The organism is Vibrio sp. EJY3, assembly GCF_000241385.1.
In the GTDB taxonomy this organism is placed as follows: domain Bacteria; phylum Pseudomonadota; class Gammaproteobacteria; order Enterobacterales; family Vibrionaceae; genus Vibrio; species Vibrio natriegens.
In genome coordinates this window covers 1,774,803-1,795,262 of record NC_016613.1, presented here as the reverse complement: position 1 = coordinate 1,795,262, position 20,460 = coordinate 1,774,803, and the positions used below count along the sequence as shown (strand labels likewise).

At 44.8% G+C, this 20,460-nt stretch carries 19 protein-coding genes; 5 read left to right on the top strand and 14 right to left on the bottom strand.

Going from position 1 to position 20,460, the window contains the following annotated elements:
• The first annotated feature begins 31 nt into the window (after positions 1–31).
• Positions 32–766: a hypothetical protein gene (locus VEJY3_RS08175; protein WP_014231977.1), complete on the top strand. Its 735-nt coding sequence runs from the start codon at positions 32–34 to the stop codon at positions 764–766.
• 87 nt (positions 767–853) lie between these two features.
• Here the strand turns inward: VEJY3_RS08175 and VEJY3_RS08170 are convergent, their stop codons facing one another.
• The 12 genes from VEJY3_RS08170 to proV all read right to left on the bottom strand — a co-directional run bounded on the left by VEJY3_RS08170 (position 854) and on the right by proV (position 13,526).
• A complete protein-coding gene (locus tag VEJY3_RS08170; protein WP_014231976.1) occupies positions 854–1,237 on the bottom strand; it encodes a hypothetical protein in 384 nt (127 codons plus the stop codon).
• Between the two features lie 270 nt (positions 1,238–1,507).
• Entirely contained in the window at positions 1,508–3,448 is a 1,941-nt protein-coding gene (locus VEJY3_RS08165; protein ID WP_020336368.1) for an LTA synthase family protein, read from the bottom strand.
• Positions 3,449–3,648: 200 nt separating this feature from the next.
• A complete protein-coding gene (locus VEJY3_RS08160; RefSeq protein WP_014231974.1) occupies positions 3,649–5,061 on the bottom strand; it encodes a HAMP domain-containing sensor histidine kinase in 1,413 nt (470 codons plus the stop codon).
• Positions 5,051–5,707, bottom strand: a complete 657-nt coding sequence (locus VEJY3_RS08155; protein ID WP_014231973.1) for a response regulator — start codon at positions 5,705–5,707, stop codon at positions 5,051–5,053. Before VEJY3_RS08155 ends, VEJY3_RS08160 begins: the two co-directional genes overlap by 11 nt.
• A gap of 3 nt (positions 5,708–5,710) precedes the next feature.
• Positions 5,711–6,346 carry a hypothetical protein gene (locus tag VEJY3_RS08150; RefSeq protein WP_014231972.1) on the bottom strand — a complete coding sequence of 212 codons (636 nt, stop codon included), beginning with the start codon at positions 6,344–6,346 and terminating at the stop codon, positions 5,711–5,713.
• Between the two features lie 14 nt (positions 6,347–6,360).
• Positions 6,361–7,155, bottom strand: a complete 795-nt coding sequence (locus tag VEJY3_RS08145) for an SDR family oxidoreductase (RefSeq protein WP_014231971.1) — start codon at positions 7,153–7,155, stop codon at positions 6,361–6,363.
• An 8-nt stretch (positions 7,156–7,163) separates the two neighbouring features.
• A complete protein-coding gene (locus tag VEJY3_RS08140; RefSeq protein WP_014231970.1) occupies positions 7,164–7,847 on the bottom strand; it encodes a TenA family transcriptional regulator in 684 nt (227 codons plus the stop codon).
• Positions 7,848–7,857: 10 nt separating this feature from the next.
• The gene (locus VEJY3_RS08135) at positions 7,858–9,393 is read right to left on the bottom strand and encodes an AMP-binding protein (protein WP_014231969.1); all 1,536 of its coding nucleotides are present in this window, start codon (positions 9,391–9,393) and stop codon (positions 7,858–7,860) included.
• Between the two features lie 7 nt (positions 9,394–9,400).
• Positions 9,401–10,012, bottom strand: a complete 612-nt coding sequence (locus tag VEJY3_RS08130) for a thermostable hemolysin (protein ID WP_014231968.1) — start codon at positions 10,010–10,012, stop codon at positions 9,401–9,403.
• A 242-nt stretch (positions 10,013–10,254) separates the two neighbouring features.
• The gene (proX, locus tag VEJY3_RS08125) at positions 10,255–11,262 is read right to left on the bottom strand and encodes a glycine betaine/L-proline ABC transporter substrate-binding protein ProX (protein ID WP_014231967.1); all 1,008 of its coding nucleotides are present in this window, start codon (positions 11,260–11,262) and stop codon (positions 10,255–10,257) included.
• Positions 11,255–12,334 carry a glycine betaine/L-proline ABC transporter permease ProW gene (gene proW, locus VEJY3_RS08120; protein ID WP_014231966.1) on the bottom strand — a complete coding sequence of 360 codons (1,080 nt, stop codon included), beginning with the start codon at positions 12,332–12,334 and terminating at the stop codon, positions 11,255–11,257. The genes proX and proW overlap by 8 nt, the downstream gene beginning before the upstream one ends.
• 4 nt (positions 12,335–12,338) lie before the next feature.
• Complete coding sequence (gene proV, locus VEJY3_RS08115; RefSeq protein WP_014231965.1) at positions 12,339–13,526, bottom strand: glycine betaine/L-proline ABC transporter ATP-binding protein ProV; 1,188 nt, start codon at positions 13,524–13,526, stop codon at positions 12,339–12,341.
• A 716-nt stretch (positions 13,527–14,242) separates the two neighbouring features.
• Here proV and ectA point away from each other — a divergent pair.
• The 4 genes from ectA (at position 14,243) to VEJY3_RS08095 (ending at position 17,994) form a co-directional block, all read left to right on the top strand.
• Positions 14,243–14,776, top strand: a complete 534-nt coding sequence (gene ectA / locus VEJY3_RS08110; protein ID WP_014231964.1) for a diaminobutyrate acetyltransferase — start codon at positions 14,243–14,245, stop codon at positions 14,774–14,776.
• Positions 14,777–14,811: 35 nt separating this feature from the next.
• The gene (ectB, locus tag VEJY3_RS08105) at positions 14,812–16,077 is read left to right on the top strand and encodes a diaminobutyrate--2-oxoglutarate transaminase (RefSeq protein WP_014231963.1); all 1,266 of its coding nucleotides are present in this window, start codon (positions 14,812–14,814) and stop codon (positions 16,075–16,077) included.
• Positions 16,078–16,092: 15 nt separating this feature from the next.
• Positions 16,093–16,479 carry an ectoine synthase gene (locus VEJY3_RS08100; protein WP_014231962.1) on the top strand — a complete coding sequence of 129 codons (387 nt, stop codon included), beginning with the start codon at positions 16,093–16,095 and terminating at the stop codon, positions 16,477–16,479.
• Between the two features lie 90 nt (positions 16,480–16,569).
• Positions 16,570–17,994, top strand: coding sequence for an aspartate kinase (locus VEJY3_RS08095; protein ID WP_014231961.1), 1,425 nt, complete (start codon positions 16,570–16,572; stop codon positions 17,992–17,994).
• 151 nt (positions 17,995–18,145) lie between these two features.
• Here VEJY3_RS08095 and VEJY3_RS08090 read toward each other — a convergent pair whose 3' ends face one another.
• Positions 18,146–19,297 (bottom strand): ABC transporter permease, encoded by a 1,152-nt coding sequence (locus VEJY3_RS08090; RefSeq protein ID WP_014231960.1) that lies wholly within the window; start codon positions 19,295–19,297, stop codon positions 18,146–18,148.
• Positions 19,294–20,460 carry an ABC transporter permease gene (locus VEJY3_RS08085; protein WP_014231959.1) on the bottom strand — a complete coding sequence of 389 codons (1,167 nt, stop codon included), beginning with the start codon at positions 20,458–20,460 and terminating at the stop codon, positions 19,294–19,296. Before VEJY3_RS08085 ends, VEJY3_RS08090 begins: the two co-directional genes overlap by 4 nt.

The window sequence follows — 20,460 nt, the reverse complement described above, 5'->3', positions numbered from 1 at the left end:
AAAATAACAAGATTCCTTGGAGTAATATACGGTGAGTTCTCAGAATAACATTGAAGAACATGAAGACGTGGTTGTGATAGAGCAGCGTGACAAGCGTACTCAAATTTATATCGCAATTGCAGCGGTCTTGGGCATTGCCTTGGGTGGCTTAGTCGGCTCCATTTTAACTGCGAACAAATGGGAATCGGCGTATCAAAGTTTAGAAGAGAAATATCAGGTACTTGCTCAGGATAAAACTCAGCTGGTATCGCAAGTGCAAGTTCGCGAAGCGGGCTTAGAAAAAGAAGTCGAGGACAAAGTAGCGGCTCTTCTTGCGGCAAAAGAAGCGGAGCATCAAAAAGAGCTGAAAGCGCTACAGTCACAACTTACCGAAGTCGAGAAGGTAAACTTGTCTCTTGAATCTCAGGTTAAGCAACAGAACGACAAGATTAGTACCACTAAATCAGAAAACGAAAAATTGACTCGCCAGAGTGGTATACAAGCGACAATGCTGGAACGTTCGCGCGAAGTTTTCCAAAAAGAGCTAAAAGTCTCACAAGAATTAGAATCTTTAGAAAAAGAGCGTGAAAGTTTACTGCCGAAAATTAGTAAGCTAAAGAAAGAGTGCGATGTGTACTTAGAAGGCAAGTCTTGGGATGTAAAATCTGATGTGTGCAACAAACATGACGAAGCCACATCACGCTTAAGCCAGGTTGATCAGCTGATTGAAGTCCACAAAATGGATTTAAAGCAGATCAAAGAAATGAGTGAAGACATGGGACTCTAATTAGTCTGACTATCGCTTCACATAAGCATAAACAAAAAGGAGCACCAATAAGTGCTCCTTTTTTCGTACTCTTGTTTGTTTAAAAAGCTAAATACGTGACGCGTCGTAGCCAGACGCCAGCAGTAGCTCTCTTTCGCGTTTAATCAATTGCGCACGATCTTCGATTAATTCGTTTAACGCTAGGGAAGGTTTACCCGCGAATGTTTTGAATTCAGCGAACGTTGTCGCCTTGGCAATTTCATCGATCATACCGCTGATGACGTTACGAGCTTCACACGGGTTATCAACGGTTTTGAAATATTCAACTTGTTGTGCTGCTGCTTTCATTTCTGTCAGTAGTTCAAGAGGACTACTATCCTTTGCCACTGCCATGTAGTTATCAAGCACGCGTTTTGCGTACAGTAGTTCGGTTAGTGGGATATCTCGTCCGCTTTCGATTAGGGACTCGCTAAGGATCATACTTGAGCTCATTGCCATTCCTTTTTTGTCTTCTACACAGCTGTTGGTTTTCACTTGAGTCTAATTTATTGAAGTCCCAATGGGAATGGTTGAATGGAAATTAAAATGATATTTTTAGTCTTTTTTGGTGAATAATAATTCATTTTGGGGTTGAAGACTAAAAATGTGGTTTTTCCGCTACGAACTTTACATTCGATGTCGAAAAGCTAAGGATCTTTTACAAGTAGAAAGAGGAGCTCAAATGGCTCCTCTTTTAATCAGTATTAACCCCCAATCTTCTTCTTATTGAGATGAGTACCAATCATGTTTATACGCTTTTGAAGCGAATAGCGCATTGGCTTTCGCTCTTTCAACAATGGCTTCTTCAACATCCAAAGGTTGCATTGTTTTGTTTTCAAAGTCGTATGACAAAGTAGTCACTTTTTCTCCAGGAGAGAACACGACCAAGTTATCACGCGTTAAGTAACCAAAGTTTTTGTCGTACTGCATCATAGCGCGTTCGTCTTCTCGTGCTAACGGCTTGGTCAGATCGCGTCCAATCATCGGGCTTTTGGCATCCACGCCAATCAGCGAAAGCAGTGTTGGTGGCATGTCGATGTTGTTAGAAATCCGATCGTCTTTGCGAGGCTCAATCCCTTTACCGATGATCAATGCAGGGATGTGGAAGTGTTTGACCGGCACTAAGTTAGCGCCTGATACACGAGCATCATGGTCGGCAATCACGATAAATATGGTGTCATCCCAGTAGCCAGATTTCTTTGCTTTTTCAAAGAAGGTGCCAAGCGCGTAATCTGAATACTTCACGGCATTGTTACGTGTCATGTAGTTCTCATCATACTGCTCAATTTTACCTTGAGGGTATTCGTACGGGCTATGGTTACTTGATGTGAACACTAAGCTGAAAAATGGTTTGTCATCCTTAGACAGCCGCTCGAACTCTTCATCCGCTTTGTTATAAAGGTCTTCGTCACTTACGCCCCATGATCCAACGAAGCCGGGGTTTCGGTAATCTTTTTCTTCAACAATTTGTTCAAAACCATTCCCAAAGAAGAAGGTCTTCATGTTGTCGAAGTTTGCCTCACCGCCATAGATAAACTGTGTGTGATAACCTTGATTTTTCAACAAATCAGCAATGGTAAAGAAGCCGGTTTGGCTTTTGCTCAGTTTCACAACCGAACGTGAAGGGGATGGTGGAAAACCAGTCGTTACCGCTTCAATGCCTCGTACTGATCGTGTCCCCGTGGCGTACATTTGGGTAAATAACCAGCCTTCCTCTGTTAATTTGTCCAGATTTGGTGTCAATGGCAGGCCACCTAAAGAGCCCACAAACTGCGTACCCAAACTTTCTTGCAACAGGATAACTAAATTTTTAGGTTTTCCTTTGTAAGTCGCAGAGTTGTGATTCATTGTTGGCAAGAGTTCAGGGTTAAAATCCGACTTCTTAGACGATTCGCGAACGATCTCCAACATTTTTTGGCTATCCATCTTGCCGTAAAACTGCTCAGCACTCTTTTCCGATTTCATGTTATTGACGGCGAACAACAGAGAATATGAAGAGTTGAGGGTCAGGTCGTTCAATAGAGGGTCGCTAGAGAAGGCTACCATCGCTGGGTTAAGAGGACGGTGACCCAAAGAAGAGCGCGCGCCTGCGACACCAATCAGTACAACCAAAATCGCCAACAAAGGACGCCACTTCCAGTGGATCTGCTGTGCAGAATCAGTCAGTTTTTTACTCCATTTCCAACCTAAAATAAGAGTAATAGCCGTACCAGCGGCACCAATGAACAGTTCTAGCTTATAGCCTGTCCAGAGCATGCTCATGACTTCTTTAGGATAAATTAAGTACTCGATGAACAGGCGGTTAGGGCGCAGGTCATACTCCTGAATAAACGGAGCGGTTGCCAATTCCATGTAGACCAAAATCCATAGGCCAGCGACCATCCATAGGCGCAGTATCCACTTCCAGCCATTGCCTATTTTTCCCTTCAAAGGCAGTAGTGCAGACAGCAGAGCAGGGAGAATAAATAACCAGCACAATGTAGCGAAATCTACGCGAACACCTTGGCCAAGAATATAAATGAGATCTTGAAATGATTCGATTCGGTCTGATTGCCAAAAGAGTAACAGAATTCGTGAAAGTGATAAGAAAGCGAGTGAAAACAAGGAAAAAACAGCAATTGGCTGTAGTGGCCCAAAAACGGGTCTATTAAAAGTACTTCTCATATTTACTTATTTGATAGATTTAAAAGTTGTGCGACGCAGTTTTTATCACGGGTGGCGTGAAATAAACGTGAAACATAACCGTAATCTATATGTGAAAGGAGAAGTATCTGAGTTTTTATTCGGGAATGCGACGAGCCTCACTGATAGTTGGGTCAATAACCGCGCAAGCTATGCGCAACTTGGCGCGGTTGGTTTGTTTGTTAGGTATTGGGGAAAGCGATCACAAACGTATTCATCCCGTTTTCCCGAGGCGCAATCTCAATCGTGGCATTGTGCAGTAATGCAATGTCTTTGCAAATTGACATACCGAGACCAGCACCATCGCCGGTTTCTGAGTGACCACGATAAAATTGCTCAAAAATTCTCTCACGAGTTTCTTGTGGAATTTCTGGCCCTGTATCCGACACAGACACTTTGATGGCATTCTTATTCTGGGTCACTTGCACCTGAATTTCGCTATTCTCACCGGAATATCGAATGGCGTTATCTATCAGGTTTCGGAACAGGACACCGAGCAACATCGGATCTCCGGACACCTGAACATCCAGAGAGGAGAGGCTGATGTCTTGCTCTTGTCTCAATGCCAGCGGAGCCAGATCGGCGACCACCGTTTGTAGCAGAGGAGTAAGCTCAATAGTGTTAAATACACGTTCCGAGAGACTGTCTACTTTGGCTAAAGTGAGAAGCTGATGAATAAGCCGGTCGGTTCGTTCTATGCCTTTGAGGATGTTTTCCAGATCACCGCGCAGCTGTTCCGGATCATTACTCTGAAGCGCATTTTCAGCGTTTAAGCGGAGTATAGTGAGCGGCGTTTTCAACTCGTGAGCGGCGGCGCGAGTAAAGCGTTTTTCACGTTGCCATGCCTGTTCCAGCTCAGACAGAAGGGAGTTTAGTGCATTTACCAAAGGGTCTAGTTCTACCGTGTGGTCCGTTACGTGAATTCGATCTAATCGATGTACATTTCTTTGCGTGATAGCACTACGAAGCTCATTGATGGGGCGAAAGTAGCGTTGAATCAACCAAATCAACAAAAGCAATAATGTTGGGATCAGCAAGATCTGTTCAATCAATGTCGACAGAGCAATTTCACGAATGATCTCTTGTCTTATTTTTTGTTTTTCAGCTACCACGACATATTCATTGTTATGGGTAGTATGAGGGAAGGAGAGTTGGAAGGTTCTCCACGCTGTGCTGTTTACTTTAATGTCAAAGTAGCCGTTGTTATTTGATGAAGACGAAAGCGGAGGCAGGCTGGGGGACGAACTCCAAATGAGTTCATCGTCCCTGAAAAACTGAAACACGAGGTTTTGTTCGTAGGGGTGTCCGAACTTGGTTGCTTCATCCCCATCGGCTTTTGCTAACTGCTTGATATTTTGCATCCATTGCTGGAACAACTCTTTATGATTGGCAAGAGTGCTCTCTTCTTTCGATACAGAAAGGGTGAGAAACATCAGTTTCGCGGATTGTCCAAGCCTTGCGTCATAAACCTCTTCCACTTCATGCTTGGCGGATTCAAAACTGAAATAAAGTGATATCAGGAGTAAGGTCGAGACCAGCAAGCCAACAGAGACGGTAAGCTTACGTTTTAAAGAGTAGGGCCTGCTATTTTTCAAGAATGTACCCCACACCACGAATGTTTTTAATCGCTACGTTTGGCGCTTTTTTACGTAAGTTGTGTATGTGTACTTCTATCGCGTTGTCACTCGCGCCTTCATCCCAGCCATGCAGAGATTGTTGCAGCTGCTCTTTACTTTGTACCCGACCAGCGTTGGTGATCAAACTCGTTAGAATTTTAAACTCATTGCGGGTCAGTTTGAGAGGCACGCCGTCATAACGAATGTTCTGTTCAGATAATGACAGGGATAACAATCCAACTTGAATAAGCTCATCGGCGCTGCCTGATTGACGTCGAATGACCACGCGCAACCGCGCAAGTAGTTCTTCCAGTGCAAATGGTTTGCCCAGGTAATCGTCCGCACCACTATCCAGACCCTGAACACGATCGCGGATATCATCTCGTGCCGTGAGTATCATGACTGGTAGTTTAAATCCGCCTTTTCGAATGTTACGTAGCACCTCTAATCCATCAATATCGGGTAAAGTGAGGTCTAAAATCACGGCAGTAAACGCTTCAGTTTTAAGTGCGCTAGTCACACCCGCCCCTTTTTCTAACCAGTCCACGGTGTATCCATGGCGACTAAGTGAAGTCACCATGGATTGGCCGAGTAGTTTGTCATCTTCTACCAGCAATAAGCGCATAAATTATTTTAGTCTCCCTAGCGTTGCTTCGATTTCTTGTCTTCTGCCTTTATCAGCTAAAGGACGGTCAGGGCGAGGAGAGGCTTGCATCGCGTGAGTCAGATACACTTTCGCTTCTTGATCTCTTCCTTCCTCGGCAAGGAAATCACCATAAAAATAGTTAGGATCGATGCCGTTTGGGTTGATCTCTAAAGCTTTTTTCAACATTTGTTCAGCTTTATCGTCATCACCAAACCCAATTGGCCACCCCGGGACTTTATAATACAGCGAACCCAGGCTGGTGTATGCTGATCCATCAAGAGTTTGTGGTGAAGTTTTAATGACTTGTTCTAGCAAAGACTTCGCTTCTTTCGCTAGAGACAGGGCACCCAATCCACCTTTAGCTCCCGCAAGAGACGCTTTATTGATAGCCAGCCAAACCGTCAGCTCTGGGTTGCCCGGTTCTCTGTCTAAGTAAATGCTGGTTTTTGCAATTGCGCGATTAAAACAATTTTCCTTTTCATCACCGCTAGGTGTGCTGTACTGACATTCTGCCCATTTCTTTTGCACATCTTGGAGTGGGGTGTTTCCTGCCAACGCCGCAGTTGAAGCTAACGCTGAACATACAGTTAAAGTGCATAGTAGTTTTTTAGTATTCATCGTTTCTGTCCTTCTTAATGGCTGGCGCGGTTTACAAATTGATGGATGGTGTCTTGCTGTTTTCTAATCGCGGATGACACGATGTTCGGCAGCAGTTGATTAATGCGTGCAAAAAGCTTTTCTGGCCAGCCGATCCATTTAGCTGAAATCTCTTTTTCCAGCATGGTGACGACATGCTCGGCCACCACCTGTGGTGAATCGGTTTTGTTTCCTAATTTCTGGTTCAGTTCATTAACGGTGTCGCTGTTTAATGATGTCTCGGTGGCTCTAGGCGCTAGGTACAAAGCCCGTATTCCAGTCGCAAACAATTCACGATCCAGTGCCTCAGTGAAACGGTGCAGGCCCGCTTTTGCCGCGCAATAGGAGGTATAACCTGGATAACCAATGGAGCCGAATGTGGAACCAATGTTTAGGATAACGCCTGGTTGCTTCAGCCAGGATAGTGCAGACTGACAAAGCAGCATGGGTGCGACCAAGTTGAGTTGAATATCCGCTTCAATCTGTGTCGGACGTTTTTGACTTAATAAAGAGAAGTCGTTACATCCGGCGTTATTGATTAACGCGTCCACCTTTTGTTTTTGTCGGGCTAGTTCACGTACGGCATTCAGTCCATCGGTAGTGGTAATGTCAGCGACTAACACGTCGTGGGATTCTGGATTGACTAGCGAAGCTTTAAGCGCGATCAGTTTTTCTTCATTTCTTGCAACTAAAATCAATGTCGCACCGCGATTGGCTAACTCGGTTGCAATAGACTGACCAATCCCGCCTGTTGCGCCAGTGAGTAGAATTTTACTGTCTTTGATGTTCATTATTTACCTCACGCGGCTTGCTGATTCGAGTAAGATGGCAATGCTCGAAGCATCTGGCCATAAAGAGAAAACACCATGTTTGCTGAGTCGATGATGACTTGCTGATCTTCCTCTTTGGTGATTTTGTTCATCAGTGACTCAAAAAACTGCAGGTGATCCTGATCCAACACGCTATGAGAAACGAGATAGGTCATTGCAGAAGGAGGAAGGCCCAGCACAGACTGGATTTTTTCTGCCATCTGCCCGCCGATGCCAACACTTGTACCCTCAAGAACCCAAACCATGCCAAAGAGGGCTAACGGGTTATTTCGATCGATGTTGTGGTAAAGGTAAGACACCATCAACTCGATTGCTTGTCCGACTCGGCCTTCGTCCTGATTGTTACGCACAGCGTCAGCGTTACCGCCACAGGCTTGGATATCATTGAGAATCCATTCTTGGTGGCCTTTCTCTTCCTCAATATATTCAGCAATGGCTTCACGAACCCATTCATATTCAGAAGATAGTATGCCTCCACAAGCCATCAGCAGTGGCACGGTGTGTTTAACGTGATGATAAGCCTGGGTAAGAAAGGCGATATACATCTGCTTAGAAATTTGACCTTGTTGCACGTCACCAATTACTGGTGCGCTAAGCATAACTTGTTGAGCTGCTGAAGTTTGTTGTTTTAGTTGTTCGAAAAAAAGGGTCATAACCTTCTCCTTAAGATGCGATGGGCTGCGGTAAAGGCAGGTCAAGTTTTTGAACCTTTTGACCTTGCAGCATGAATTCTGGATTTGTATTCGTGATTAGTTGATTAACACTGTGTTCGATTTCACTGCGTTTAAGTTTGCCGTTTTCGGTGTACCAACTTGCGATGGCTCGAGGATTATTGATGACCAGCAAAGTCTGGATTCGCGCGTAATCAGGCAGCGTGCTGTTTAACGCGGAAATTTTTTCTATCAGGTTATCGCTGGTGGCGACAATGGCGCACAATGCAAGCCGTCCGTCACCAGTGACAATGAGCGGAACATTAGGCAGAAATGCCAAGGCTTCAGATTCAATCCACTCAGGTGACACATTTCGTCCGTAAGCGGTGACGATAAGGTTCTTTTTACGACCAGATAAGGTGACAAACCCTTGTTTATCGAGCTGAGCTAAGTCGCCCGTTGCTAGCCATTCTTGACTAAAAGGTTCATTCAAATAGCCCAGTGCGATGTTGCCTTTAACATGCAGTTCGCCATCGTCTGCGATACGGATTTGTGTGTGCGGCAGTGGTTTTCCACACGTCCCCGCTTTGAAAGACAAAGGCGTGTTTAAACAAACGACCGAGCCACATTCCGATAAGCCGTAGCCTTCAAATGCGGGAATGTTCAGCGCGTGAGCTGCGTTAATCAGAGATGACGACACTCTTGCGCCTCCAACGGCGACAAATTTCAGCGAAGCAGCAAGAGCTGGCTGCTGTCTGACAATATGGATAAGCGCGAGCAACAGCGCAGGAGTGAGTACTAAGCTGTCTGGCTTAATTTCCGCTAACACTTTGGCAAATAACCCCGCGTCGAACTGACTGGAGCCCAACAAACCGGTTTTTTCGCCGGGCAGAATATGGGAAGTCGCGCCCAATAAAAGTGGTACATAAATCCCTGTGATGTTTTCCAGCAATGTCGATAAAGGAAGTAAAACCAAATGTGATTTGGCTAAACCGTCAACACTTTTTGCTAGCGATTGAGCCACTGCACAGAGATGTTCATTACTTAAACAGACACCTTTTGGCTGACCTGTTGAACCCGAGGTAAAGGTGATTTTCCCCGTTCCTGCTATATAAGAAGTGGAACCTTGAACGGCTATGCGTGAGACATTCAAGCCAGAGACTTTGGTGCTAGTATTTTGGTTCGCTTGAGGCTCTATAGATGCTGGCAGTGAAACTTGTTGCCAGTCGCCAATCAGTGCGTCGACGCGAGACTCTTTTAACGTGTGCGCGACTTGTGCGTTAGAAAAAAAAGTAGGTATAGGGACAACGACGATATTCGCTGCCATTGCCGCTAAATCGATAATTGCCCAGTTCACGCTGTTTTCAGCACGTAGCGCTAGTGCTTCTATATTCAGAGCCTTCAGCGCTTCAGCAGTCTGTTCTATTTCCTCCAGCAGTTCAGCATACGTAAATTGAACGCTTTGTCCCTGTTCATCGGTACCAACAAGTGCAATTTGATTGGGTTTTGTATTAGCCCACTGGTTAAGAGTATCGAAAAGAATATTCATATTTTACCTACGCTTGTTTGCTTTTGCGTTCGTGAACTAAACGAAGACGCTCTAACCCTTTGACCAGGTTTCCAGCGAGCACACGCGGTTGATGATCGTAGTAAGACCCCCAAGTCGACAGTGAATCCGGAACCTTGTTTGGATCGGCTTGAGCAAGGGTTTGTGGTTCTAATCCAAGACGAGCCATCATGGCGTGAAGAGGATCTGTTGCGGTGAAAATGCACCACTCAAAGCCAAGATCGACCAGCATTTGAGCGATCAGGTAAAAGTGCAGGGCAGACATGCCTTTCGCAAATGAGGCAAGGTGTCCAAACTCAACCAGATTGGAGCGCTTTACGTCACACTGAAAAACGGTAGAGACAAGGTTTTGCGCTTCGTCCTCTAAATATTGTTCGAGAAATAGAGGCTCTTGCTCTGCAATACGAAACCCACAAACTGAAATAATTTTGTCGTTATCGATGAGCGTTAAATACGCAGGCATGAAAACTTTAAGTTCGGCAAAAAATGCTTCTTGATAACGAAGAGAAACATGCTCGATCACATCATGCCAAAGAGGATGAGTAGGGATTACGATGTCTAAAGTAAAACCCTGAATAGAAGTCTGTTCATGTTTTTTCATTAGCGCTTCCATTTGTTGTTTAGTCACCAACAAAATAAAACGCGAAACTTAAGAAACTCTTAAGGAATGAAATTTAACTGAATTTTATCTTAGAAATGCAGTTTCAGTAGCTTAGAAGAAGTCGGGAGTGACATGTTTAGGCTGGAAAGGTCAAAAAATAAGAGCCAGTTGGATCAACCAATGGCTCTTATCATCGTGATTTGTGCTGTTACATCGCACTCTAAAAGTCGTTATCTGATGGTTTACATCGCTGCTTTCTTAGCTTCGGCTACCCAGCCATCGAACATTTTTTGGTGCGCTTTAATCCAGCCGTTAACATGAGACTCGATATCCGCGGTACTGTTTTTACCTTGGCTCATCATCATGTTTTGTGCACTTACGTCATTAATGTTGAGCTTCATGATTTCAAACAGCTTCGCTGCCGCTGGGTTTTTCTCAGTAAACTCTTTATTCGCAACGATGCGCATAGAGTTCATTTCGAAACCGTAGTTCTTACCGTTTGGCAGGGTAGTGTCGATATCGTTACGCTCACCAGGTAGTGAAGAGAATGGTACTTCTAACCAAACGACGTCTTTACCCGGGACCAAAACACCACTTACCCAGTATGGCGTCCAAGTGTAGTAAAGGATTGGGTCGCCTTTCTTGTAGCGAGAAATTGTGTCTGCGATGATCGCGGCATAGTTACCTTGGTTATGCGTGACGGTGTCACGAAGTTTGAAAGCATCCATCTGGTGTTCAACCACCATTTCACAACCCCAACCTGGGTTACAGCCAGTTAAATCGGCTTTACCGTCACCATTGGCATCAAACAGTTTCGCCAGTTTTGGATCTTTCAATTGGCCAATATTGGTAATGCCATATTTTTCTGCGGTTTTTTTGTCGATCAAGTAGCCTTGGGCCGCGCCGCTAACGTACTGGCCTTTGCGATAGAACTTATCGTCACCACCAGACATGGTGTACTTGTCGGCGTGAAGAGGGAACCAGCCAACGGCTAGAAACGTCGCGTCGCCTTTAGCAATGGAAGTGTAGCCAACGTTGTAGTCTACTTCTTTGGTTGGCTGAACGTCGTAGCCAAGTTCTTCCAACGCACGATTTACGATTAACGTTTGAAACGTCTCTTCCGCTACGGTTGACTGTACTGGTTGAACAGTCACACCTTCACCTGGTAGATCGGCTGCAATACCACTTGTCGAAAAAGCAATGGTACTTAGTGCCCCAATAGAAAGGGTTGTCTTCCATGAACTATTCATTCGTTTTTCTCCTAAGTTTTTTATCGTCTTGGTTCGTTTTCAGTTTTAACAGGTATGAAACAGGACCCGTGTGATACCAGCGCAGTTTGGTATTACCTGCGTTTAAGCCTAATACCTGAGTTATTCGGTCTAAAAGAATCGCAAGGATTACGATACCGATACCACCAACGGCCGCTAGACCCATATCAAGTCGCCCGATACCACGTAACACCATTTGACCCAAGCCTCCGACAGCGATCATGGAGGCGATAACCACCATAGAGAGCGAAAGCATCAGAGTTTGGTTTACACCCGCCATGATGGTTGGGAGTGCCAAAGGTAATTGGATGCGATAAAGCATTTGTTTTTTGCTTGCGCCGAACGAATGACCAGCTTCGATCAGTTCTTCCGGTACTTGTTGAATGCCCAGAATGGTCAAACGAACAACGGGCGGAAGTGCGAAAATAATCGTAACCACAACACCAGGAACATTACCGATACCAAACAGCATAACGATAGGTACCAGATAAACGAACGCAGGTGTCGTTTGCATGGCATCTAAGATCGGCCTGACAAATTTTGCCGCGGTGTCACTTCTTGCAAGCCATATCCCTAAAGGTAGCCCGATCAACAGACAGAAAAACACGGCTGTTAAGACCAGTGACAGTGTGGTCATCGCTTGAGACCATGCGCCAATCAATCCAATGAATATGAGGGATAGAGCGGTCGAGACGCCCAGTTTGAAGTTTGAGAATTGCCACGCGAGTAGAAACAGAACCAGTACCATAATTGGTGCTGGCGTTGACACAAGTGTGGTTTCAAATGAGGTCAGAATAAAGTCGATTGGAACTCGAATCGCCTGAAAAACCGGACGGCCGTGATCCACTAACCAGTTTAACCCTGTTTCTACCCAGTCATCGAGGGGAAGTACTGGTTCCTCAAATGGGTGCATGATATCAAAAGGTGCATGTTCAACTGTTTCTGAGCTGAGCCAGTCATTGCTGGTGGCTGCGTCCGAAGTTTGACCCCAGGGATCATCTTGCGCAGGAGCAGGCTGAGCCCACGGATCGTTATTTGTTTCTTCTGATGACATTGCCTTACTCCTTGTCTAGTGTTTGAAGAAGACGTGATTTCGTCACAACGCCAAAGTAAGTCCCTTGTTCATCGACAACGGGTACTGCATAAGGAACGTCAGCAACCACGCCTAAAATATCGTTAATCGACTGGTGTGGTTGGAGCGTGACATCGTTCTCTAACTGTGCGCTGGCTAAGGAGCGATTTTCTTTGTGCGCTGAGCGTAATGACTCGAGCGAAACAATGCCGGAGTAGCGGCTGGATTTGTCGATGACAATACCGTATTCACGATCATGGTCCATGAGTATCTGCATTGCAGATCCCGGACCGTCGTTATCCGATTTTTTAAACACGGCTGCTGGCTTTTTACGAGCGATATCTTTAACCGTCAAAACACTGGCTATGTTTACGCCGCGGAAGAAGGCTTCTACATAGTCGTTAGCGGGGTTGTGAAGGATTTCATCCGGTGTACCAACTTGAACAACTGCACCATTTTGCATTATCGCAATTCGATCACCGATTCGCATCGCTTCGTCAAGATCGTGAGAAATGAACACGATTGTTCGCTTATCGTCATTCTGTAAACGGATAAGCTCGTCTTGCATTTCAGTTCGAATAAGCGGGTCGAGGGCTGAGAATGCTTCGTCCATCAGAAGAATGTCAGGGTCACAGGCAAGTGCTCTTGCTAAGCCTACACGTTGCTTCATACCGCCTGACAGTTCATCTGGAAATGACTCAGCGTAAGTATCTAACCCTACGCGCTCTAGCGCAGACAGAGCGCTGGCTCGTCTTTTCTCTACATTAACTCCGGACAGCTCAAGACCAAAGGCGGCGTTTTCAATCACCGTCATATGTGGCATCAGTGCGAAGCTTTGGAAAACCATTGAGATGTTATTACGACGGACTTCTCTTAGTTCGTCTTCAGAGATGTGGGCAATGTCTTTACCTTTAAGGAAAACACTCCCTTTGGTTGGTTCAATCAATCTGTTTAGGAGGCGGACAAGAGTGGATTTACCTGAGCCTGATAGGCCCATAATGACGAAGATTTCCCCTTCATTGATAGATAGAGAAACATCGTTTACACCGACAGTTAACCCAGTTTGCTCAAAGATGTTGTCTTTATCGACACCTTTGTCGATAAGTGAGAAAGCACGCTCTGGGTTCTCACCAAACACTTTATAAAGTCCCTTAACTTCCAGTATGGGGTCCATGTAATCGTCCTTTTTTGTGTTCAACGTTTTGTACTCTAATTAATTTTTGAAAAAATATCAACGAACTAGGGTTGTGTGTGATCTTGGTTCCAGCTGGTTTTGGGTGCTTTCTTTGATATTTCCAATAACAATTAAATTGTTTAATAACAGTTAGTTATGTTTAGTGTGGTCTAGATTTTTTGGGCCTAAGACACGGCGCTAAATTAATCTTGAACTTTATTAGACATATTTGTGTACAGGTGTTGTGTGCATTTTAATCAAGATGAGCCCGCTTTGCTTAAGAAATAGAGATTAGAGGTCAAATGTTTAGATAACAAATGGCTGTCTTGTTGTTTTGATTTTTGATGGATTGGTTAGGAAAATGCTAGAGAAAATTGTTTGAAACTTAGATTGGTTGATTAGACAGTAAGGCATTTGAGCGCTTTCATACATGGAAGCGGCAAAACAGTGCGTCTCTAACCGTTGATGGGCTTTAGGTTATCCCGAAAAATAGAGTGTACGCGATATATTATTTTCTAATTTATAATCCCCCGCGCTATTAACAGCTTCTGAATAAGATTAGAACTCAAATATTTTAATATATGGTTAAATGACTATAAAGTGTGATTGGTATCACATTTATCAGGTTATAATCCGCGAATATTTGATTTTTGGTGGCGAGGGATGCCCATAATAATAGCGAATTTAATTAGACCTCAAAGGATATGAATTTTCACATGATCACATCAGCACCTTGGGTCCTCTATCCAGAAATTAAAGAGGAAACAAGAACCAAATGGATTTTTCGTGAACCTAAGATTTCTGACGGTGACGACATTTACAGCTTAATTGCAGACTGTCCGCCGTTGGATATGAATTCTTCTTATTGCAATTTCCTTCAGTCAACACATTTCAGCAAGACCAGTATTCTGGTTGAGTGCAATAACGATATCGCTGGTTTCATATCGGGTTATCAGAAACCAGACGAACAAGAAGTGTTATTTGTCTGGCAGGTTGCAGTGTCACCTCGTTACAGAGGACACGGTTTAGCGTTTCGCATGTTAAAAGAGCTTCTGACCAGAGAAGGTCTAAGTGACGTGAAGATGGTAGAAACGACTATCACGGAAGACAACAAAGCTTCTTGGGCTTTATTCAAAAAGTTAGATGCGATGAACGGCAATTCAGGCCAAGTAAGCACATTTTTGGATGAAAAAGCTCACTTTAAAGGCAAACACGATACAGAGTACTTGTATCGAATTCCCCTAAAATAATCCCCTAACAATAGGAATTAAAAAACGGTCTCATCATGGATATTTTCAAAAAGCAGGAATCCAACGTACGCTCATATTCAAACAACTTTCCAGTCGTATTTCGTAAAGCGAAAGGCTGCTGGCTGGAAACAGAACAGGGCGAACGCTATTTAGACTTCCTTGCTGGAGCGGGATCTCTAAATTACGGCCATAACAACCCTGTACTTAAGCAAGCATTACTTGAGTACATTGAAATGGACGGTATTACACATGGTCTAGACATGCATTCAGAAGCGAAAGCAACGTTTCTTGAAGCGCTAGACAACTACATTCTTAAGCCAAGAAAACTGGACTACAAAGTTCAGTTCACTGGGCCTACTGGTACTAACGCCGTTGAGGCAGCACTTAAGCTGGCTAAAAAAGTAACGGGCCGCAGCAGCATCGTCGCTTTCACCAATGGTTTCCACGGCTGTACAGCAGGCGCATTGGCGGCAACTGGCAACCAGCATCATAGACAAGGCAATGGTTCTAGCCTTCACAACGTGTCTCGTATTCCTTTCGAAGGTTACGCAGGCGTGGATGGTTTGGCTCTGTTTGAAACCATGCTTAACGACAACTCAGCTGGTATGGACAAGCCTGCCGCTGTACTTCTTGAAACAGTACAGGGTGAGGGTGGCTTGAATGTCGCTTCAAACGAGTGGTTACAACGTCTAAGCAAAATTTGTAAAGCAAACGACATTCTTATGATTGTCGATGATATTCAGGCTGGTTGTGGACGTACGGGTACGTTCTTTAGTTTTGAGCCATCAGGCATTCAGCCAGACATCGTAACCTTGTCGAAATCTATTGGTGGTTACGGTTTACCAATGGCGGTTGTGCTTCTGAAACCAGAGCTTGACCAATGGAAACCAGGTGAGCACAACGGTACATTCCGTGGCAACAACCACGCATTTATTACTGCCGCTAAAGCGCTGGAAATCTACTGGGCTAACGAAGACTTTGAAACGCACATCAAGCAGTGTTCAGAGCTTGTAAGCAGCGTTATTGAGCGTTGTGTACGTCGATTCCCACAAATGTTCGTGAAGCAAAAAGGTCGCGGCATGATGGTGGGTATCGAGTGTAACAGTGGTGACCTGGCATCAGAAATTGCTAAATCGTGTTTTGACAGCGGCATGGTCATCGAGACTGCTGGTCCTGACGACGAAGTGGTTAAATTCTTCTGTCCTTTAACCATCAGCGAATCAGAGCTCGATCAAGGACTAAGCATTTTTGAAAACGCAGTAGAAACTATCGCTGCAAAACACTTCAAACAAGCATCTTAATAAGGAAAATTTATAATGATCGTTAGAACACTCGAAGAGTGTCGCAACAGTGAGCGACGTGTAGTTTCAGATACTTGGGAAAGTGTCCGTATGTTGTTGAAAGACGACAAGATGGGCTTCTCTTTCCATATCACAACTATCTACGAAGATACGGAAACGCACATCCACTACAAAAACCACTTAGAGTCTGTTTTCTGTATGAGTGGTGAAGGTGAGATTGAAGTGGTAGGCGGTGAAACCTACCCAATCAAACCGGGTACTTTGTACATTCTGGATAAAAACGACGAGCACTACCTAAGAGCATATAAAAATAAAGAAATGGTAATGGCGTGCGTATTCAACCCACCTATCACAGGTGCGGAAGTACACGACGAGAACGGCGTGTACCCTCTTGTTGACTAAAACTAAATAGTCACTGTGAGGTGGGTTTCCACCTCACATTTCAATTCTCTCTTCTTTATTTTTTAAGTTACCAATCAAAAAAGGCTTAACATGACTTTTACCGTAGAAAAAATCGGCGGTACTTCAATGACAGCATTTGATGCTGTTCTAGACAATATTATTCTTCGTCCCAAGACACCATACAACCGAGTATTTGTTGTATCGGCTTACGGTGGTATGACTGACGCGCTATTAGAATGTAAAAAAACCAGCAAAGCGGGCGTATACCAACTGGTTGCTAAGCGTGATGACTCGTGGGAAGAAGCGTTGGCATACGTAGAAAATCGTATGTTGCTGACAAACGAGAATATTTTCGCCGATCCAATGAATCGAATGCGAGCGGATAAGTTTATTCGTTCACGCATTTCAGAAGCGAAAAACTGTATCGCTAATATTTTAGAAACGTGCCAGTACGGCCAGTTTTCACTGCGTCACTACTTGCCTCAAATCCGTGAGTTTCTTTCTTCAATTGGTGAAGCGCACAGTGCTTATAACACCGCGTTGAAACTGAAAAACATGGGCATTAACGCTAAGTTTGTCGACTTGTCAGGTTGGGATACAACCGAGCCGAAGAGTCTTGATGAATCAATCAGCGAAGCTTTTGCGGATATCGATGTATCAAAAGAACTGCCTATCGTGACGGGTTATGCATATTGTAAAGAAGGTCTTATGCATACGTATGACCGAGGCTACAGTGAGATGACTTTCAGCCGAGTTGCTTCGATCACGAAAGCGAATTTAGCGATAATCCACAAGGAATATCACTTAAGTTCTGCTGACCCACGTGTTGTTGGTCCTGAGAAAGTATTGCCAATTGGCAGCACGAACTACGATGTGGCTGACCAGCTGGCTAACCTGGGAATGGAAGCTATCCACCCTAACGCAGCAGCGGGTTTGCGTGAAAGTGGTATCGAACTGCAAATTAAAAACACATTTGAACCTGAACATGAAGGTACTTTGATTTCTTCTGGTTACCGTCCAGAGGAAGACAAAGTGGAGATCATCGCGGGTAAGCAGAAAGTGTTTGCGTTGCATCTGTTTGACCAAGCGATGGTTGGTAAAGTAGATAACGTGAGTTACGAGCTGATGGAAATCATCTCAGATGCACACGTGACATTGGTTGGTAAAGAAATGAACGCCAACTCGATTACTTACTACCTGGGTGGTAATGCAGACAGCTTAAACAAAGTTCTGTATAAAGCGGAAAAATGTTACCCGAAAGCATCAATTAAAGGCCGTATGGTAGCGTTGATCTCAGCGATTGGTTCTCAGATTGACACCAACAAAACCTTGGCGAAAGGTGTATTGGCACTGATGAATAGTGGTGTTACGCCAGTAGCTCTGCACTCATCATTACGTAATGTGAACGTTCAATTCGTTGTGGGTGATAAAGAGTATCAGCGAGCGATTTGTGCACTGCATGATGAGTTTTTCGAGCCAGTAGAAAACGCTGAATCAATAGAAGATGTTGCGTAAGTCAATTACACAACAAGACGTGATACAAAGGGAGCCTTTTTAGGCTCCTTTGTTGTTTGTGGTTTTACTGTGTTTATTTCGGCAATGAAAAGCGGCTTATTTGGACGATAACACACGGGCTTTGTGCTGTATGCGTATGCTTATCCGTTCTTTAGCTTACACTTTCTGTCACGACAGGATTTGAGTGGCGTCTGGCTATCCAATACACGATACCGCCCCAGAACACAGTTAGCAGCCAAAGGGCAGTCCAGTGTTTAGCCACTTGTTGCCATGTTGCGCCCATTTGATTTAAGGCGAGAAAGCCCTTAATCGCCCAAGTGCTCGGGCTTAAATCAGCAATCCAAAGCAGGGGAGCCGGAATGGTTTCTACTGGCCAAATGAATCCGGCAAGGAAGATAAGTGGCATTGAGCTGACCAAAACGACTAAGGTGACCAGTTCTCTGCGTGGTAAAAGGTAACCGAGCCAAAAACCCAAACCACAGCAGCTCAACAGAAACGGAACCATCAAGGAAAGCAGTTCAGTTGCCTGAGCGATGTGATTAACGCTTAACCTTTCAAAGCTGGCACCAAAATAATACGTACTAAGCAGGAAATAAATCGCGACAAAGATAAGCGTCCTTACTAGCAGTAATGAAGGCGTTGTTACTTGTGACCAGTAACCTCGACCATGTCGCTGTGATCCCGTTTGTAATCCAACCGCCATGATCAACGTTTGTTGTAGAATCAGAACGAACACCGCAGGTACTACGTATTCGATATAACCCATGGTGGGGTTAAAGGTCGGTTTCATATTTAGTTTTATCGCCGAGTAGTTGTGGCTGGCCATACTCAAAGGCACACCTTCAATCACCAGCTTACTGACTTTTACCTGCGCACCTAGCGTCCCGCCAGCTTGTGCCAAACCTTCTACGACTGTGCCATACACCAAAAAGTAAGAAGCGTCCGCAGCATAGGCAAGAGTTGGGCTTTTACCTAGCATCAAATCTTTATAGAAGTGCTCAGGAATGACTAAAAAACCGGTGATATCGCGGTTCAAAAAGGCTTGTTTGGCGTCTTCGATGGTATGTAATCTGGATACAATTTTTACCTGAGGTGTCGCATCCACCATACGCTCCAATTTCAGGCTGGTCTGGCTGCCATCTAAATTGACGACGGCTATCGGCTGCTCTCGAGGGGTTTGCTGAGTATAGGGCAGTGGGTATAGGAATGAATAAAATATCACACCACCGAAGACGGTTAGTGTGACGACCGGGTTGGTAAAAACTGAGCGAATTTCCGCTTTAATCAGTTGCCAGAGTGTCATGCGCTCTCCTGATTATGATTAAGGCTTGTGGCATTTCGGTGTTTGTGGATTAACGCAGCAGTGAGTAGCAACGGTACGGTGTAACCGATCATTGTCCAAAGTGAACTCAGTGATTGAGCTGCTGACGCTCCGTAGCTTGCCTGACCTACTTGAACTTCAATGTAATGGCTGATTGGCAATAGCGAACGCCAAGCCGTAGCAAGCGTGCTCATGTCTGTGACTGGGAAAGTAATGCCCATAAAGGCAAAACTTGGCGCGGTAAACGCACCAGCGAAACTCATCGCGCGAGCGGGATCCATAGACAGAAAGAAAAACAGAGCACCCATAATAATACAGGCGATAGCCGTTACCAGCTGTGCCAGTAATATAACTACTACGCTGCCTTCCATTGGCCAGTTAAGCAGAGCATAAAACCAGTAGAGGTATAGAGCACCTTGGATCATAAATACTGGAATGTAATGGCTTAGAATCGACGCCAGTCGTAAGCAAGGTCTTTCGCCGAGAAACTCGAACCTATTTTTACCGCCATAGATACGAAAATGAGCAGCAAGAATTAAAATCGTACTTACTACGATGCAAATCTGCCAGATAGCGGGCACAATAGCCGTAACCAGAAACTGTGCATAGTTGGTATTGCGATTAAAAAGCGCAGTAATTTGTGTCGAAACAGGCACGGCCTGCCCGATAGCGGCAAGCGAAGTGGTATTGCCTTTGGCGAGATTACCCATGGTTTGCACCTGAGCATCAAAATAGCCTTGCGCTTGTGCAACGGCCGAGTTTATTAACTTCGCTACCAGAATATATTGGCTGTTGAAGAAAACAGACAGCTGAGGCTGACGGTGCTGAAGTATGTCCTGATCAAACTTTGGCGGGATCACGGCATAAGCGTAAATGTCACCTTCGATCATGGCATTTTTCGCATCGGTGGTACTGGCGTAATGGTAATCCACGGACAAAGTCGAAGAAGCATCTAAGGACTGGATCAGCTTACGTGAAAGCTGCGAGTGCTGCATGTCCACGATACCTATGGGCAAATCGCGCGCGATACCAGCAGAGAAGACTCCCCAAATCGTCAGAGCAAGTAAAATGGGCACCCAAGTAAGGCAGGATGCCAACCATTTATCGCGTCGTACTATATGGCGTTGTGAAATCTGAATCGTCAT

Excerpts from the sequence above, each read along its gene's own strand:
- VEJY3_RS08170 (WP_014231976.1), bottom strand. The coding sequence starts at position 1,237 with ATGAGCTCAAGTATGATCCTTAGCGAGTCCCTAATCGAAAGCGGACGA.
- VEJY3_RS08165 (WP_020336368.1), bottom strand. The coding sequence starts at position 3,448 with ATGAGAAGTACTTTTAATAGACCCGTTTTTGGGCCACTACAGCCAATT.
- VEJY3_RS08155 (WP_014231973.1), bottom strand. The coding sequence starts at position 5,707 with ATGCGCTTATTGCTGGTAGAAGATGACAAACTACTCGGCCAATCCATG.
- VEJY3_RS08150 (WP_014231972.1), bottom strand. The coding sequence starts at position 6,346 with ATGAATACTAAAAAACTACTATGCACTTTAACTGTATGTTCAGCGTTA.
- VEJY3_RS08145 (WP_014231971.1), bottom strand. The coding sequence starts at position 7,155 with ATGAACATCAAAGACAGTAAAATTCTACTCACTGGCGCAACAGGCGGG.
- VEJY3_RS08140 (WP_014231970.1), bottom strand. The coding sequence starts at position 7,847 with ATGACCCTTTTTTTCGAACAACTAAAACAACAAACTTCAGCAGCTCAA.
- VEJY3_RS08135 (WP_014231969.1), bottom strand. The coding sequence starts at position 9,393 with ATGAATATTCTTTTCGATACTCTTAACCAGTGGGCTAATACAAAACCC.
- VEJY3_RS08130 (WP_014231968.1), bottom strand. The coding sequence starts at position 10,012 with ATGAAAAAACATGAACAGACTTCTATTCAGGGTTTTACTTTAGACATC.
- proX (WP_014231967.1), bottom strand. The coding sequence starts at position 11,262 with ATGAATAGTTCATGGAAGACAACCCTTTCTATTGGGGCACTAAGTACC.
- proW (WP_014231966.1), bottom strand. The coding sequence starts at position 12,334 with ATGTCATCAGAAGAAACAAATAACGATCCGTGGGCTCAGCCTGCTCCT.
- proV (WP_014231965.1), bottom strand. The coding sequence starts at position 13,526 with ATGGACCCCATACTGGAAGTTAAGGGACTTTATAAAGTGTTTGGTGAG.
- ectA (WP_014231964.1), top strand. The coding sequence starts at position 14,243 with ATGATCACATCAGCACCTTGGGTCCTCTATCCAGAAATTAAAGAGGAA.
- ectB (WP_014231963.1), top strand. The coding sequence starts at position 14,812 with ATGGATATTTTCAAAAAGCAGGAATCCAACGTACGCTCATATTCAAAC.
- VEJY3_RS08100 (WP_014231962.1), top strand. The coding sequence starts at position 16,093 with ATGATCGTTAGAACACTCGAAGAGTGTCGCAACAGTGAGCGACGTGTA.
- VEJY3_RS08095 (WP_014231961.1), top strand. The coding sequence starts at position 16,570 with ATGACTTTTACCGTAGAAAAAATCGGCGGTACTTCAATGACAGCATTT.
- VEJY3_RS08090 (WP_014231960.1), bottom strand. The coding sequence starts at position 19,297 with ATGACACTCTGGCAACTGATTAAAGCGGAAATTCGCTCAGTTTTTACC.
- VEJY3_RS08085 (WP_014231959.1), bottom strand. The coding sequence starts at position 20,460 with ATGACGATTCAGATTTCACAACGCCATATAGTACGACGCGATAAATGG.